We start from the raw sequence: 14,850 nt of genomic DNA, 5'->3' as shown, positions 1-14,850 counted from the left end.
AAACACATATATGAATTTTAAAACGATATTTTATACCTGTAGTATTGCAGCAATTTCGTCTGGAATTTACCTGGAAGCAAGTGCACAGACAGGAAAGCCGCTTTTTCCGCAAACGCCGGGTTTGCAGACGTACACCTTCCGCAATAGCATGAAAAAAGATGTTGCTGCAGCTTTAGACAGTATTAAATCTCTTGGTATCACTGTTTTAGAAAGCAGTACGAATCCACAGGGGATGAGTGCAGAAGCATTCAGGAAACTATTGGACGAACGGAATATGAGCAGTCCTTCCGTAGGAGCCGACTACAATGAACTGGTAAAGAATCCTGCTGAAATAGCACGAAAAGCCAAAATTATTGGTGCTTCTTATGTAATGGTAGCCTGGATACCGCATCAGAAAGAATTTACCCTGGAAGATGCAAAAAAAGCAATTACCGATTTTAATGCTGCGGGAAAAGTTTTAAAAGAAAAAGGAATTACTCTTTGCTATCATCCTCACGGTTATGAATTTGCGTCTTACCAGGATGGAACTCTTTTCGATTATATGGTAAAAAATACCAATCCTAAATATGTGTCCTTTGAACTGGATATGCTCTGGGCTTTTCATGGGGGCCAGGACCCTGCACAGCTTTTACTAAAATATCCAACCCGCTGGAAGTTAGTCCATCTTAAAGATTTAAGAAAAGGAGTTAAAGGAGACCTTACCGGTGGAACATCAACAGAAAATGATGTAGCCCTGGGAACTGGTCAGCTAAATGTTCCTGAAATTTTAAAAGCGGCCAAAAAAGTGGGAGTGAAATATTATTTTATTGAAGATGAGAGCTCGAACTACGGAAAACAGATTCCACAAACTATGGCTTATTTAAAAAGCTTACAGGAATAATTTTAAACAATAAGGCTGACAGCGTTTTAAACCTGTCAGCCTTACTTCTATATTATCCACTTCTCTTTTGATAATTAAAAACTGCCAGTGAGTTAAAAATAATTGCAAAAGCAATAGTTGCCAGAATATGGCTTTTAATATCGGCAAACCCGCTTCCTTTAAGTACTACTAATCTCATCACATCTATAAAATAAGCTACAGGATTTAATTTAGTAATGTATTGAGCCCATGTGGGCATGCTTTCTATAGAAGTATAAAGTCCTCCCAAAAGGATGAAAACCATCATAAGAAAAAAGGAGATCAGCATGGCCTGCTGCTGGGTTGCAGTAAAGGTGGAAACAAGCAATCCTAAACCCAATACGGCAAAAAGATAAAGTGCAGCAAAAACATAAATTACAAAGAAACTTCCGGCAGGTATTATTCCGTAAAAAATCCAGGAAATAAAAAGTCCGACGGTTAAAACGCCCAGTCCAAGAACCCAGAAAGGAATCAGTTTACCTAAAATAAAATGATACTTTTTAATAGGAGTAACATTGATTTGTTCGATTGTGCCGATTTCTTTCTCCTTTACAATATTTAACGAAGTAAGAAAGGCGCCGACCATGGTAAGCAGGATCACCAAAATTCCAGGAACCATAAAATATTCGTAGTTCATCAGTGGATTATACCAGTTTGAAGAACGGATTTCAATAACAGGTTGTGGGCTAAAACGGGGGAATTGAATCCATTTAAGCCTGATCTGCTGATTAAAATCCTGTATAATGCTTCTAAGGTACGCTCCACCCAGATTTGCTTTTACTCCGTTTATCGCGTTAACTGCTAGGAATAAGGAGTTCTCGTTTTCCCTAACCAGATTTCTTTCAAATTCTGCCGGTATTTGTAAAATCAGATCCGATTTATCCCGCTCTATATCTTCTATTGCTTTTGAATAAGAAGAAGTATAGTTTTCGAGAAGAAAGTAGCCTGAAGAAGATATCTTGGAAATAAGCTCCCGCGAATAGGATGAGTGATCATTATCAACCACGGTTATTTTAATGTTCTTAATTTCATAATCTGCTGCTTTTGGCAGAATTAAGAGCTGCATCACAGGCATGATAAAAATGATCCGAAGAATAGCAGGATCGCGGAATATTTGCCTGAATTCCTTTTGAAGTAAAAATCTGAGCGTTCTCATGCTAATCTTATTTTAAATTTTTTAATACTAAGCAGCAGCAGAACGACGGTCATTGCGGCAAGGATCAGCGTTTCTTTCCAAACAGCTTCCAGTCCTACGCCTTTGATCATCACCGATTTCACAATTAAATAATACCATTTGGCAGGTACTACATTCGAAAGAATCTGCAGCGGCAAAGGCATATTTTCTACGGGAAACATAAAGCCGCTGAGCATAACCGTTGGTAAAAACATCCCCGTAAGGGAAATGAACATGGCCGTTTGTTGCGAGTCTGTTGCCGAAGAGATAAGCAGGCCCAGAGACAGGGTTGTAATTGTAAAAAGAATGCTTTCAGTTATCAATAGGATTACGCTTCCGTTTACCGGTACATCGAGGACAAATACGCTTAAAAGTAAAATGCTGATGATATTGACAACGGATAATAACAGGTAAGGGACCGCTTTCGCTAAAATTATTTTTAAGGGCCGCACCGGCGATACCAACAGCACTTCCATTGTTCCGTTTTCTTTTTCGCGAACGATGGTGATAGCAGTCATCATGGTGCAAACCAGCATTAAAACCATTGCCATTACACCAGGGACAAAACTATAAGCGCCTTTTAATTGGGGATTATATAACATCCTTACTTCTGTGTTGATAGAGTAAGGGAGCTTATCATTTCCTGAAACACGATTCTGATAATCCAGAATAATTGCCGAAGCATAATTGGTAAGTGTATTGGCAACATTCGGATCGGAAGCATCGGCGATGAGTTGTACGGCAGTTTTGTTTGAGTAATGCAGCTCTTTATTGAATTTTTCTGGTAATACTACTACCAGCTTTATTTTTCCTTTCTTAAACTCATCATCAATCTGCCGGTACGATTGGAGATATTTGGTTACCTGGAAATACTTGCTTGCATCCAACTGTTGGATTAGCGATTGAGAGCCAGGATCTTTTGCATTATCAAGTACAGCAATAGTAGAGTTTTTTACCTCATTTGTAAGTGCGAATCCAAAAATGATGATCTGTACTATGGGCATACCTAAAAGAATGAGCATGGTACGCGGATCGCGAAAAATATGGTAAAATTCTTTTTTAACGAATGATAGAAATTGCTTCATAATCAGTCTTTCAATTTTTAACCTTCAACTTTTAACTCCTTTCTCATCCATCGCTTCTGGTTGCCTTTCTTGCCAGCTTTAAAAATACCTCGTCCATTGATTCAGCGCTGAATGTTTCTTTTAATTTTTTGGGACTGTCTAAAGCTTCAATTTGTCCATCCACCATAATCGATACGCGGTCGCAATATTCGGCTTCATCCATGTAGTGTGTAGTTACAAACACAGTAATTCCTTTTTCTGAGGCTTCATAAATCAAGTTCCAGAATTCACGACGTGTAACGGGATCAACACCACCTGTTGGTTCATCGAGGAATACGATTTCAGGTTCATGAAACACGGATACCGAAAAGGCGAGCTTTTGTTTCCAACCTAGAGGAAGTGAGCGGACAAGCTTATTTTCCTCTGCTTCCATGTGAAGTTCTTTCAGTAATGTTGCTGTTCTATCCTTAATAAAACTGTTGGATTTGCCATAGATGCCTGCATAAAAGCGGATGTTTTCCTTTACTGTCAAATCTTCGTACAGGGAAAACTTCTGGCTCATGTAACCTATGCTTTTTTTAATCTGCTCGTTCTGCCTGTAAACGTCAAATCCTGCAACCGTTGCTTTTCCTGAGGTAGGCATAGATAATCCGCATAACATTCGAATGGCCGTGGTTTTTCCGGCGCCGTTTGCACCAAGAAATCCAAATATTTCGCCCCGTCCAACTGAAAAAGATATTTCATTTACGGCAACGAAGCTGCCAAAACGCTTGGTTAGTTTATCTGCCGTTATTACTTGCTGTGCAGTTTCCATCAGTTCTTCATCAATTGAATGAAACAATCTTCGATATTGGCTTTAGCAGGAATAATCTCAAGGCCGGGAAATTCTGACTCCTTCAACTTATCGGAAAGTTGCTTACTGTCACTCCCTTCTTTTAAAACCACATGATGATATTCTCCGAAAGGATAAGCATCCGCTACTTCCGGGAGTTGCTGTAATGCCTTCAAGAGTCCGAACATGTTTTCAGCCTGCACCGCTAACAAAGGTTTTGAAAATGAGTTAATAATATTTTCAGGTGTATTTATTGAAAGAATTTTTCCCGACTGCATCAGGGCTACACGGTTGCATAAGCTCGCTTCATCCATGTATGGAGTTGAAACAAGAATGGTAATGCCTTGCGCTTTCAGTCTTTTAAGCATTTCCCAAAATTCTTTTCGTGAGACAGCATCCACGCCGGTAGTTGGTTCGTCAAGAAACAATACAGAAGGTTTATGGATCAGGGCGCAGCAAAGAGCAAGCTTCTGTTTCATGCCTCCGGAAAGTTTTCCTGCCCGGCGGTTTTTAAATGGCTCTATCTGTACATAAATATCTTTTACCAGGTTGTAATTTTCAGCTATGCTGGTATTGAAGATGCTGGCGAAAAACTCCAGGTTCTCGGCAACAGTCAAATCCTGGTATAAAGAAAATTTTCCGGGCATATAGCCAATTCGTTGCCTTATCTCCTTATAATCCCTTACTACATCAAAACCGGCTACAGAAGCAGCTCCCTCATCCGGTAAAAGAAGCGAAGTTAATATCCTGAACAGACTGGTTTTACCGGCGCCGTCAGGGCCAATTACTCCAAAAAGCTCTCCATTATTCACTTCAAACGAAAGTTTTTGCAAAGCAATGGTAGTCGTCTTTCCGGTGGTGTAACTTTTTACTATATCCGTTGCAGTTACCGCTTTCATTGTTCGGGGTTAAAAATTACTTCTCCATACATACCTATTTTTAAAAAGCCGTCGTTTTTCACCCGGATCTTCATCGGATAAACAAGGTTGGCCCGCTCGTCTTTCGTTTGTATCGTTTTTGGTGTAAATTCTGCCTTATCTGCTATCCAGGTAATTGTTCCGGGCAGGGTTTTATAGTCGTCTTCCCCTTTATCCACCCGTACTTGCACTTGCTGACCCAGTTTAACCTCAGGTAGCTGACTCCCGGTTATATAGGCTCTCAGGGTTAATTCAGAAAGATCGGCTATTTTATAAAGGGCTTTTCCGGGAGCTGTTATCTCACCGGCTTCTGCGTATTTGGTAATTACTGTGCCTTTTACCGGATTGGTGATGTTTGCCCGCTCAAGCTGATCATTCAATTGGGCTATTCGTTTTTCAAGCGGTTTGCCCTCGCTTAAAATTCCCCTGTTTTGAGTAGAAATAGCGCTTTTCTGCACATTGATCTGCTGCCGTGTTACTTTTATCTGTTTATTAAGCACATCTATCTGGGCGTTGATATCATCTAACTGCTTTCCTGTAGCTGCGTCCTGTTTTAGCAGGTTCTCTGTGCGTTTTCTTTCTCTAAACAGTGTTTTTAATTGCGATTGCTGTACAGCCAGCTGATCCTCCAGTAGCTTTACCTGGGGCTTTACATCAGCAGTTTTTTGATTTAACGCACGTATGCTTGCTTCAACCTGTTCTTTTTGAAGAGCTATTCCCTCTGCATCAATCTCGCCAACAATTTTGCCTGCCGGTAAGGTTTGTCCTTCATCAATATTAAATGATATTATTTTGCCTGCTATTTCAGAAGAAACTATCACATCATTGGCTTCAAAAGTACCTGAGGTATCATAATCGCTTTCACTGGAGGTGCAAAAGGCTAATAGAATTGAAGTGCCAAGTAATAAGGTTATTATTTTATTCATTGCTGTATAATTAAAATCCGGTTAAATGCTGATAATTTATTTGTGCCTGCAGCACTTGCATCTGATGAATAATTCTGGATTGCCTGGCCTGGTCTTCGGCATTCACTTCTCTCAGATAATCATTTGCTGTTATTACGCCACTTTCCAGCTGCGCTCTGGAGGCCATTTTTACTTTTTCACGTAAACTGATTATTGTTTCGTCTGAAATAATTAACTGCTTGAGCTTTTTAATCTCTGCTAATTGCTGCTTTAATTGTGATTGCGTATTAATCAGGAAAGTTTCTTTTTGGACTTCAACACCGTTTTTATTCAGATCAATCAGCTTTTTCTCCGCTTTTGCAGTGTATAGGCTGCTTAAATTCCACGTAAGTTTTGCTCCTGCTATATAAAACCAGTCAAATTCATCTTTCAAAAAGTTCAGCCCTGGTCTTCCGTAACCTCCTTGTCCGAAGAGGCTTGCTTTCGGAAGATTCTTTGCAGCAACCAGTTTCTTTTGCTGGTTTAATAACTGCTCCTGTTTTTCGTAAAGATCTAATTCGGGACGTTGAATTGAATCACCTATAACCGGGGTGGGAGGAATGGCAAATTTTGTTTCCGCGTTCAGGTCTGTTCCCGTTAAAACTGATAGCGTATTCAGCAGACCTTCTCTTGACGATTCTAATTCTACACTTCGCTGGTCCGTTTTAAGCAGTTCTGCTTTTAATACATCCAGGTTGGAGCGAAAAGCAGTTCCGTTTTGTACCTGAGCCAGTACTTTTGCTATACCTGTTTGCAGGTCTTTATAAATCAGCGAAATTTGTTTTTGCTGCTGTTCCAGTAAAAGAATTGTTAAATAAATCTGATCAACTCGCTCACGAAGCTGATAAAGTTCTACTTCCGTTCGTTGTGCTTCTGTTTGCGAACTCAACTTTTGTATTTTTTTCTGCTGCCTGATCACTCCTCCGTCAAAAAGCAGCTGGTTTATGTCAGTGGTAGCTTTATACTGGTCCTTAGACGGGGGATCAATGTTAATTCCGGGTATTGGAATTGTTATCGAGGTAACTTCCGATTGATAAGTAGCCTGGCCGTTTATACTGATCTGAGGCAAAAATCCCTTATTCAGATTACTGATGCTTACTTCTTCTGCTTGCTTTATAAAGTTTTTTTGTTTTAGAGCCGGGTAGTGTTCGCGTGCTAAACGCTGTGCCTCTTCCAGGCTTAATTCAGGTAAATTTTGCCCTATAGTAGTTGATGTAAGACTGATAAAAGTTACTAAAGTAATAACCGTTCTGTTTAACCATTTAGTTAATTTCATGGCAAAAAAATTATTTCTTTATTGAATTAATAATAAATTGCGGTATTTCTTTTTTTCTTTTCTGCATGAATTCCAAATAATGCTTGTTATCCATATCAGTGATAAAAAAGAGGATAGGTTTTGCAAGAAAAGGAAAAATTGTCATCGAAATTATATGTGTTAATAATTGATGCGGATCTGTTTCTTTTATTAGACCTTTCATGCTGTATTCTTCTACCTGTTTAAGAAAGTTGTTAATTGCAGGTTTTTGTTTGCCCCAGATCTTTTTAATAAAATCATCCGGCTGTTTATTCATTTCATTAATAACAAACAGAGGAATGTATGGGTTATCCGATACCACATCAATATAATCGGAACAGAATTCCTCAATCTTATCAAACAAGGGTTCATCCGAATCAAGGATAGCAGTAACTCTTGGAACGATCCGCATTAATGCTTCAGTGAAAATTACTTCAAAAAGCTTTTCCTTGCTGCGAAAATAGTAATGAAGCAAGGCTTTGTTTATTCCGGCTTCATTAGCAATATCCTGCATTCGTGCACCGGCCATGCCTTTCAGTACAAACACTTTCTTAGCTGCTTGTAGTATCTTTTCTTCTGTTGACTGATCTTTCACTGTTTTATCCATATTGTTTAACCATTTGGTTAAATCAAAAATAAGATGTGAATTTATTTCATGCAAGTTTTTTGTAAAATTTTTGCGATCCGGCTGGAATAAAAATCCGGGATGTTAAAATCAACATCGTTTACAAAGTATTGCCTGTGTAGAACGTTTTAAGTAGTTTTAGATTTTTAACAAAAATCTTTATTATGAGAATTTTCAAAAAAATTTTTTTGCCATTGATGATTGCAGTTATGGCACTTTCATTTCAGGCTTGTAAAACAAAAAAAATAGCAGCTCAACCTGCGCAGGAACCTGCGGTTGTAACTGAAAAAGTAGAAGAAAAAGCGGAACCGGTTGTAACTGAAGAGAAAAAGGAAGAACCTGTTTCTATTGAAGATAATCCCGATTTCAATTTCAGTAATATTCAATTTGAATTTAACTCTGCAGTATTAAAAACTTCGTCTTACCCTGTTTTAGATAAAATTGCCTCCGAAATGAAGAAATATCCCGAAGCAAAGTTTATTATAAACGGCCATTCATCTGCAGAGGGAACTGAGGAACATAATAAATCCTTATCTGTTGACAGAGCTGTTTCAGTGAAAACTTTCTTAGTGAATGCCGGTGTAAATTCTGAAAACCTGCAAACTGTGGGATATGGCGAAAGCAAGCCAATTACAACAAATGATACCGAAGAGGGAAGAGCACAGAATCGGCGGGTAGAAATAAAAAACGATAAATAATTTAAAAGCCCTTCATATATTTCAAAAGAATAATGCCGGAAACCCTCCGGCATTATTCTTTTAATCATATTTATTGGTAACAAAATGAGTTTAGTTTGTTTTGCTTATTCTTCTGATAGCTCGTTTAAGTAATTTATAAAGAAAAAATAATCCAAGAAATAGAGCGGCAAAAAACAGAATTAGTAAAATAACAAAAACCGTTTGAAGCTTTTCTCCATCAGCATAAGCCCAGCCCATAGTTCGGATTTGTTTTTATAAAATGTTGTTTAAATTACTTCAAGCGGCTTTTCTTTACTCCCTGCATTGTTATTTTTACAGGTTTGATCAGGCCGTTTTGATCGAAATACATTCTGTCTATACAGGTTTCACGCTCATTGGCATCCTTTTTACCTAAGGGCCTCCTGTGATAAACGATATACCATTCATCTTTCTTTTCGTTGTGAATAACAGAATGGTGCCCCGCTCCTGTGGCCACCGTAGGGTCTTGCTGTAAAATAGTACCAATACGGTTAAAGGGACCAAAAGGAGAATCAGAAATAGCATAAGCAACACGATAATTAGGTCCGCCCCAACCACCTTCTGACCACATGAAATAATATTTGCCATTCCTGATAAACATGAAAGGACCTTCCACATAATCCTTAGGCGTAATCTCTTTAAAAGTACTGCCGTCTTCTAATGGAGCAAAACCAGTGAAATCGTCTTTTAATTTGGTGATATTGCAGTGTCCCCAGCCGCCGTAAATCATATAATACTGATTGTCCTTATCCTTAAATACAAACTGATCAATTGGTTGAGCACCATTAACAATTTTATCGAGCAAAGGCTTTTGCAGGTAATCTTTAAAAGGGCCTTGGGGGCGATTCGCTATTGCAACTCCGATCCCGCCGGTTTGTTGTTCATTTTGAATGTCATTCGCTGAAAAGAACAGGAAGTAAGAGGAATCTTTTTTTACAATTGCTGGTGCCCACATTGCTTTCTTAGCCCATTTGATGGAGGCAGTGTCAACGATGTGTGCATGTTTAGTCCAGTTTACCAGATCCGGAGATGAAAAAGCATCCATAAAAACCTGTTTTTCATAAGGCGCCGAATAAGTTGGATAAATCCAGTAGCGATTCTCAAAAACCGCCCCTTCAGGGTCGGCATACCAGCCATCAAAAACCGGATTTCCTGAGTAGCTTTTCTTTACAGCGTTTGATTGTGCGTATAAATGAGATGAGCCAACCGTGGTAAAAAACGCAAGGATCAGAGCCTTATTTAAAAAAGAGGATTTCATTTCAAGTAGGTTAATAGTTCGATCTGATTTAATTAAATTACTAAAATCGTTAATTACTTCTTATCTACAAACAGATCAGGCAGTTTTTATAGTATCAATTGCGATAGGCTTTTTAATCAAAAGTAAATTTTTTTCTTATTGATAGTGTAAAATTCTTATCTTCAATAAGTTGAAACGTCTCTGGCTCTCGATACTACTATTTCTGCCGGTATTACTTCAGGCGCAGATTAATTCCGGTCCGCGATTTACTGCTCTCGGTAATACGGGAGTTTCTTTGCAGGATGTATGGAGTTTGCAATCTAACCAGGCGGGATTGGCAGCCTTGTCGTATGCTGTTATTGCGGGCGCTTACGAACGCAAATACCTGAACGAAGATCTCAGTACGCAATCTGCAGTGATTGCCGTTCCATTCAATACGAATGTTTTCGGACTTAGCTTTCAAAATTATGGTTTTTCTGTGTACAATGAACAGCGAATGGGTTTTACGTACGCCCGGAAATTCGGAAAGACAATTTTTGCGGCACTCGATTTTAATTATCATCAGGTAAAAATCCAGCAATATGGTTCGGCAAAAAGCTTTTCTGTGGAAGGAGGCTTACAATATAAACCTTATGAGAAGCTATGTATCGGAACGCATATTTCTAATCCCAACAATAGTGGATTTACTACAGAGGTTGACGCTGTAATACCTGTTACAATTGAGTTTGGCGCTTCTTATCAATTTACTGATAAAATTCTGCTGAGTTCGGCGCTGGCTAAGACCTTGAAAACAACTTCAGATTTTAAAATCGGATTGGAATATATACCTGTAAGCTGGATTGCATTACGCGGTGGATTTTCGGCAAATCCTGTACGTGAATATGCAGGAGTTGGATTTGAATACGAAAAGTTCCATTTTGATTTTGCTTCCTCTTCTCATCCTGTTCTTGGATTTTCACCCCAGGTTGCTTTTAGCTATGAATTTTAAAAAGTTGCCTTTTGCTGTGTTTCTTATAATTCAGGTAATAGCATCAGGGAAAATAGCAGCACAAACGGTTGGCGAGTGGGGTGAGGAACTCATAGAATCTGTAGCAGAAAGTACTGAGGAAGAAACCGATCTGTCTGAATTAACCGAAATATGGATGGCTTACCGCAAGAATCCGGTGGATGTAAACAGGATAACAAAAGAACAGTTAGAAGAGCTTGTATTTTTATCGCCGCTGCAAATTGCAGCTTTTATGAACTACCGGGAAGAAAGCGGAAAGTTTATTGAGTTACTTGAATTGCAAAGTATTGAAGGTTTTGATGCAAAAACCGTTCAGAAATTGTTGCCGATGTTAAAAATAGCTTCTGGTAATCCCTTCTCAAATCTTTCTATAAACCAGTTGCTGAAAAAAGGACAAAGTGAAATTATTTTCAGAACAGTACAGCTGGTAGAGAAGCAGGAAGGATTCTTAAAAGGAGATTCGGCAAAGAATAGTGCTTATCCCGGATCTCCTCAAAAACTGTTAATGCAGTATCGTTTTAATTACGATCACCGCTTATCCGCAGGGTTTACAATGGAAAAAGATCCGGGAGAAAGTTTCTTTTCCGGCAGGCATAAAAGCGGTTTTGATTTTTATTCTGGCCATGTGCTTTTAAAATCGGACGGAATTATTAAAAAAGTGATTATTGGTGATTATTCTCTTCAATTTGGTCAGGGATTAACGTTATGGTCCGGTTTGTCTTTCGGTAAAACTTCAACAATCGCATCCATTGTAAGAAATGATATAGGAATTAAACCCTATACCTCTGCAAATGAGTTTTCTTTTTTTCGGGGATCTGCAGTTACTATCGCTTACGAAAAGATCAGTATTACGCCATTTGTTTCCTATAAAAAAATTGATGGGAGCTTTACAGAAGATTTCCGGGTAAAGTCACTGCTTGAAACGGGATTGCATCGAACAGCCACAGAATCAGAAAACCGAAAATCAATAGCAGAATTTGATTACGGTTCAGTAATAGAATTTAAGAATAAGCAATTGAAGCTCGGTGCTATTATTTATCGTACTGGTTTTAATCATTCCTTTGCGGCTGATTCTGAACCATACAAAAAGTTTGATTTTGCTTCGTCCTCTTTAATAAATACCGGCTTATACTACAGTTACATTTATAAAAATATTTATTTTTTCGGAGAGGTTGCTAAAAGCATGAGCAGCGGAATGGCTTACCAGGCCGGGGCTCTGGTAAGTTTATCTCCAAATCTTTCTTTAGTAGTTTTAAAACGGAGCTACCAGAAAAATTATCATTCGTTTTATAACCAGGCGTTAGCAGAATCAAGCACTGCAGTAAATGAAAAGGGACTTTATACAGGTTTAAATCTTAAAGCAGGATCAAAAATTGAGATTTCAGCATATGCTGATTTTTTTCGTTTCCCCTGGATGAAATTTCGCGTGGATGCTCCCTCAAAAGGTTTTGAAATCCTTGCTCAGCTTAATTATTCTCCAAATAAAAAACTAACTGTAAATCTTCGCTATAAAATTGAAAATAAAGAAGAAAATGATGAGGAGGATAATGAAATCAATTACCTGGAAGAGGTTGTCAGGAGAAGTTACAGGGCAGAACTGAGCTATCAGTTTAAGGATCTTCGGTTCAAAAACCGTTTAGAAATAAGTACATACAGGAAAGGGTTGGAAAAAACTGAATCAGGGTACCTTGCTTACCACGATATTGCATACAGTCCAAAATCCCGGTTTTCTTGCAGCGGACGATTCGCATTATTTGATACTCCCGGGTTTAATTCCCGCATATATGCTTACGAAACAGATCTTTTATATAATTTTTCTTCACCTGCTTTCCAGAACAGCGGTATGCGCTTTTATTTAAATACCCGATACAGGATTACCAGGAAAACTGATGTTTCAGTCAGGTACTCCACTACAAATTATATTGATATAAATGAAATAGGTTCGGGGACGGATAAAATTAATGGTCGCAAAAAATCAGAGATAAAACTTCAATTACACTTGCAATTGTAATGGATCGGATATTAAAAGGCGAAATTCCCTTTGTACGTATTCTGCTGCCGCTGATAGCCGGAATAAGTGTGGCAATTTACAGCATTCCTACACTGCAGCTTTTTAAAATGATGCAGCATGTACAATTTTTGTTGCTGGGTTTACTGTTCCTTTTTATAGTTTTCTATCAAAGGCTTTCCCTATTTAATTACAGGGGAATTGCCGGATTTTTGTTCAGTTTGTTTATTGCTTTAAGTGGATACCTGCTTTGCGTCCGGCAAAGTGAAAAGTTAGAGGTGAACCATTTCAGTAAATTAAATCCGGATTTTCTGATTGCCTCCATTTCTTACGAACCTAAGTTAACCGGCGATATTTTGCGCTTCGAGGTAAAAGTAAAGCAAGTATTGAATAAAAACCAGTTTCAAAAATCAAAGGGAAATTTATTAGTTGCTTTAAAAACAGACACCCTCCTCAATCAAAAATATCAGTATGGGGATTTACTGCTGATTCCTTCAAAATATAAAGAAATAGATCCTCCGTATAATCCTTTTGAATTTGATTTTAAGAAGTACCTGGGCTACCGTTCTGTTTATTATCAGGCTTTTATTAACGAGCAGCAAATCCGTCTGATAGGTCATCATACAGGAAATCCTGTTATAGAATATGCCATCAACCTGCGGCAAAAACTTGTTGAGCGTTTTAATAAACACATTGCAGATAAAAATGCAGCAGCCGTAGCTTCTACCCTTATTCTCGGCTACAAAGCAGATCTAACACAGGAAGTTTTAAATGCATATTCTCAAACAGGAACCATGCATGTCCTATCCGTTTCAGGTATGCATGTAGGTATCGTTTTTATTGTAATTGCTTTTCTGCTTCGTCCCCTTGATAAAAATAAAAGATTAAGAATATTAAAAGCTTTTATTTTATTGATTTTTATCTGGACTTATGCAACAATAACCGGATTTTCTTCAGCCGTATGCAGGGCAGCAATTATGCTTAGTTTTGTTATCATCGGGAAAGCTGTTAACAAACACACCAATTCCTACAATCTTATTTCAATTTCGGCGGTATTGCTTCTAATTTACAATCCTTTTTACCTTGTTGAAGTGGGTTTTCAGCTTTCGTACCTGGCGGTGCTGGGGTTAATATATCTGTATCCCAAAATTTATCAGCTTCTTTATGTGAAGAACTATTTTTTCGACCAGATATGGAGTTATACTGCATTATCAATCGCAGCCCAACTTGCTACATTTCCTTTAAGCCTCTACTATTTTCATCAGTTTCCTTTGTATTTTCTCATCAGCAATCTTTTAATTGTTATCCCTGTTGCACTGATCATGTACGCCGGCCTGGTGTTTGTTCTGCTGCCATTCGGATTAATAGAATCTTCTCTGGGCTGGTTTCTAAATCATAGTATTGTATTTACAAATAAGCTCTTGTTTACAGTCGAGCATCTTCCTTTTTCTGTTTTAAACAAGATTTGGATCAACAGTTTTCAATATCTCCTGATTTATGCCATCGTTTTTTCACTTTTCTATTTTATAATTTATAAGAAGAAGGCTGCAATTTGGCATACGTCATTCTTCATGTTAATTTTTTCTTTAACCCACATCAATACCAGGCTGGTTAAAATAAAAGAAAAGAAAGTAGTTTTCTACACACTAAGAAAGAGCTCGGCGGTTGGTTTTATAGAAGGCAATCACATGTTTCTTCTTACCGGTCTTACTTCAGCCGATAAAACCTTTACCTTTTCTGTAAAACCATCAACAGAGGAACAGGGAATAGGAGAGTTGACGATGATTAAAACCGGACAGAAAATAATAAGTAGCAATTTTTACCTGGAGGGTAATTTTATTCAATTCAGAAATTGGAAAATGGCCATTTGGGATAAAAACTTCGATAAGAAACATTATTCAGAAAAGATGGTATTAAGCGCAGTGCTTATAAGCGGAAATCCCAGAGTAAATATAAACCGGATTAAAAACACTTTTAATTTTCCTACACTGCTTATTGATGGAACTAACAGCGATTATAATATTAAAAGATGGTCCGCCCAGGCTAAAAAACTAAACCTTAAATATTACATTTTGAAAAGGAATCCGGCTTATATAACCGATATATAAATAAAAAAGGAAGCTGCACACAATACA

At 38.0% G+C, this 14,850-nt stretch carries 13 protein-coding genes; 5 read left to right on the top strand and 8 right to left on the bottom strand.

Annotated features, from left to right (window positions below):
* Nucleotides 1-10 precede the first annotated feature (10 nt).
* Entirely contained in the window at nt 11-880 is an 870-nt protein-coding gene (locus ACLCDL_RS15280; RefSeq protein ID WP_423149272.1) for a sugar phosphate isomerase/epimerase family protein, read from the top strand.
* 52 nt (nt 881-932) lie between these two features.
* On the opposite strand, the gene ACLCDL_RS15275 is transcribed toward ACLCDL_RS15280, so the two are convergent.
* Genes ACLCDL_RS15275 through ACLCDL_RS15245 form a run of 7 tightly spaced genes read right to left on the bottom strand, consistent with a single transcriptional unit; the run spans nt 933 to nt 7,730 of the window.
* Nucleotides 933-2,054, bottom strand: a complete 1,122-nt coding sequence (locus tag ACLCDL_RS15275) for an ABC transporter permease (RefSeq protein ID WP_423149271.1) — start codon at nt 2,052-2,054, stop codon at nt 933-935.
* The gene (locus ACLCDL_RS15270) at nt 2,051-3,157 is read right to left on the bottom strand and encodes an ABC transporter permease (protein WP_423149270.1); all 1,107 of its coding nucleotides are present in this window, start codon (nt 3,155-3,157) and stop codon (nt 2,051-2,053) included. The genes ACLCDL_RS15275 and ACLCDL_RS15270 overlap by 4 nt, the downstream gene beginning before the upstream one ends.
* Before the next feature lie 43 nt (nt 3,158-3,200).
* The gene (locus tag ACLCDL_RS15265; protein WP_423149269.1) at nt 3,201-3,977 is read right to left on the bottom strand and encodes an ABC transporter ATP-binding protein; all 777 of its coding nucleotides are present in this window, start codon (nt 3,975-3,977) and stop codon (nt 3,201-3,203) included.
* Nucleotides 3,950-4,867 carry an ABC transporter ATP-binding protein gene (locus ACLCDL_RS15260; protein WP_423149268.1) on the bottom strand — a complete coding sequence of 306 codons (918 nt, stop codon included), beginning with the start codon at nt 4,865-4,867 and terminating at the stop codon, nt 3,950-3,952. The genes ACLCDL_RS15265 and ACLCDL_RS15260 overlap by 28 nt, the downstream gene beginning before the upstream one ends.
* The gene (locus tag ACLCDL_RS15255) at nt 4,864-5,811 is read right to left on the bottom strand and encodes an HlyD family secretion protein (RefSeq protein WP_423149267.1); all 948 of its coding nucleotides are present in this window, start codon (nt 5,809-5,811) and stop codon (nt 4,864-4,866) included. The genes ACLCDL_RS15260 and ACLCDL_RS15255 overlap by 4 nt, the downstream gene beginning before the upstream one ends.
* 10 nt (nt 5,812-5,821) lie before the next feature.
* Entirely contained in the window at nt 5,822-7,105 is a 1,284-nt protein-coding gene (locus ACLCDL_RS15250; RefSeq protein WP_423149266.1) for a TolC family protein, read from the bottom strand.
* 10 nt (nt 7,106-7,115) lie between these two features.
* Entirely contained in the window at nt 7,116-7,730 is a 615-nt protein-coding gene (locus tag ACLCDL_RS15245) for a TetR/AcrR family transcriptional regulator (protein ID WP_423149265.1), read from the bottom strand.
* A 182-nt stretch (nt 7,731-7,912) separates the two neighbouring features.
* On the opposite strand from ACLCDL_RS15245, the gene ACLCDL_RS15240 reads away from it, so the two are divergent.
* The gene (locus ACLCDL_RS15240; protein ID WP_423149264.1) at nt 7,913-8,446 is read left to right on the top strand and encodes an OmpA family protein; all 534 of its coding nucleotides are present in this window, start codon (nt 7,913-7,915) and stop codon (nt 8,444-8,446) included.
* Nucleotides 8,447-8,717: 271 nt separating this feature from the next.
* Here ACLCDL_RS15240 and ACLCDL_RS15235 read toward each other — a convergent pair whose 3' ends face one another.
* Nucleotides 8,718-9,722 (bottom strand): glycoside hydrolase family 43 protein, encoded by a 1,005-nt coding sequence (locus tag ACLCDL_RS15235; protein ID WP_423149263.1) that lies wholly within the window; start codon nt 9,720-9,722, stop codon nt 8,718-8,720.
* Nucleotides 9,723-9,891: 169 nt separating this feature from the next.
* Between ACLCDL_RS15235 and ACLCDL_RS15230 the strand changes: the two genes are divergently transcribed.
* Genes ACLCDL_RS15230 through ACLCDL_RS15220 form a run of 3 tightly spaced genes read left to right on the top strand, consistent with a single transcriptional unit; the run spans nt 9,892 to nt 14,823 of the window.
* The gene (locus tag ACLCDL_RS15230) at nt 9,892-10,689 is read left to right on the top strand and encodes a PorV/PorQ family protein (RefSeq protein ID WP_423149262.1); all 798 of its coding nucleotides are present in this window, start codon (nt 9,892-9,894) and stop codon (nt 10,687-10,689) included.
* Nucleotides 10,679-12,718 carry a ComEA family DNA-binding protein gene (locus ACLCDL_RS15225; RefSeq protein WP_423149261.1) on the top strand — a complete coding sequence of 680 codons (2,040 nt, stop codon included), beginning with the start codon at nt 10,679-10,681 and terminating at the stop codon, nt 12,716-12,718. The genes ACLCDL_RS15230 and ACLCDL_RS15225 overlap by 11 nt, the downstream gene beginning before the upstream one ends.
* Complete coding sequence (locus tag ACLCDL_RS15220; protein WP_423149260.1) at nt 12,718-14,823, top strand: ComEC/Rec2 family competence protein; 2,106 nt, start codon at nt 12,718-12,720, stop codon at nt 14,821-14,823. Before ACLCDL_RS15225 ends, ACLCDL_RS15220 begins: the two co-directional genes overlap by 1 nt.
* Nucleotides 14,824-14,850: the final 27 nt, after the last annotated feature.

It is taken from the genome of Rubrilithobacter danxiaensis (assembly GCF_047272945.1).
In the GTDB taxonomy this organism is placed as follows: domain Bacteria; phylum Bacteroidota; class Bacteroidia; order Sphingobacteriales; family Sphingobacteriaceae; genus Rubrolithibacter; species Rubrolithibacter danxiaensis.
The sequence above is the reverse complement of the archived record's forward strand: the minus strand, read 5'-3'. Positions and strand labels throughout refer to the sequence as shown.